Here is a 1,342-nt window from a genome sequence, read left to right as displayed (position 1 = left end):
CTGGATGCGCGGCCGGGGCGGCCGGCCGGAGGTGTACTGCCACCGGGCGATACTCGATGCGATCCGGTATCTCGTGGACAACGGGATCAAGTGGCGGGCGATGCCCGTCGACTTCCCGCCGTGGGACCGGATCTACGCGTTCTTCCGCCGCTGGCGCGACAACTTGCTGGTCAAGCAGTTCCACGACCGGTTGCGCGCGAGGGTCCGCGAGGAGGCGGGGCGGGATGCGCAGCCGACGGCAGCGGTGATCGATTCGCAGTCCGTCAAGGCGGACGCCGTCGTCGGCGCGGACAGCCGGGGCTTCGACGGCGGCAAGCTGGTCAACGGCCGTAAGCGGCACGTCGTGGTCGACACGCTCGGTCTGCTGCTGGGCGTGATGGTCACCGCCGCGGACACCGGCGACCGCGCCGCCGCCCAGGTCCTGCTCGGGCAGGTCGCAGGCGCCCACCACCGCCTCGAACTGGTCTGGGCCGACGGCGGCTACACCGGCGGCCTCGTCGAGTACTGCCTGGCCACGTTCACCCTGGTCCTGACGATCGTCAGACGCAGTGACGACCAGAAGGGCTTCGTGGTGCTGCCCAAGCGGTGGATCGTCGAGCGCCTCTTCGCCCACCTGATGCGAAGCCGCCGTCTGGTGCGCGACTTCGAGCGGCGCACCACCACCGCCGAGGCGATGGTCTACTGGTCGATGACCGGGCTCATGACACGCCGCCTGGCCCGCTCACGCCTGCCGCGAGGGTGAACCGGCCCGGCTGCCGCTCGGCCAGCCAACCCCTCGCGACCAGGCGTTTCGCCTTCGACCGCAGTGCCTCCACCCGCGCCGGCACCACGTCCATGCCGAACAATGCGGCCATCTCCTGGCAGGTCAACGGCCCTTGACGGAGCCGGTCCCGGTCCGCGAGCGCCGTGAGGATGCGCTGGTAGTCCACCGACAGTACCGACCAGGTCAGCCCCTGGCGCCACACCGGCACCTGCGACTTCGCCTTCGCCGCGTCCCGGGGTTCCGTCGGCGCGTCCGCATCCCGCCGATCGCCAGTGGTCTTTGCGCCGGCCGTGTCGCCGCCGTCCGGAGCCAGCACCGTGTCGACCCGCCTGCGGGCAATCGCCCACTCCTGCCATTCCTGCTCGGCCACAGCCAGCTCGGCCTGGATGCGGTCGGCCTCCTCCCGCAGCCCGTCGACCCGACGACGAGCGGCGAGCTCGTGCTGTTCCAACAGTCCGACAACCGACGGCATCCGCGACCTCCCGGGGAACGACGACCCGACAGGCCACCACTCCCACGGAACCACCACTCCTATCCCCGACCAGCGGAAACGCACCGATCACGCCCGGAAAGACAACA

The 1,342-nt window shown here is 70.6% G+C and carries 2 protein-coding genes; one reads left to right on the top strand and one right to left on the bottom strand.

Annotated elements, in window-relative coordinates; translation table 11 throughout:
• The coding region (locus ACVNF4_RS36120; protein ID WP_461807049.1) for an IS5 family transposase at positions 1–742 on the top strand (742 nt) is incomplete at its 5' end.
• On the opposite strand, the gene ACVNF4_RS36115 is transcribed toward ACVNF4_RS36120, so the two are convergent.
• Positions 699–1,235, bottom strand: a complete 537-nt coding sequence (locus ACVNF4_RS36115) for a hypothetical protein (protein WP_461807048.1) — start codon at positions 1,233–1,235, stop codon at positions 699–701. The two genes, ACVNF4_RS36120 and ACVNF4_RS36115, sit on opposite strands and share 44 nt — an antisense overlap.
• Positions 1,236–1,342 lie beyond the last annotated feature (107 nt).

It is taken from the genome of Streptomyces sp. S6, assembly GCF_054880855.1.
Note: the sequence above shows the minus strand (reverse complement) of the source record. Positions and strands in the feature narration are given on the sequence as shown.

Bases quoted from the DNA above. Each gene is read 5' to 3' on its own strand.
- ACVNF4_RS36115 (WP_461807048.1), bottom strand. From the start codon at position 1,235: ATGCCGTCGGTTGTCGGACTGTTGGAACAGCACGAGCTCGCCGCTCGT.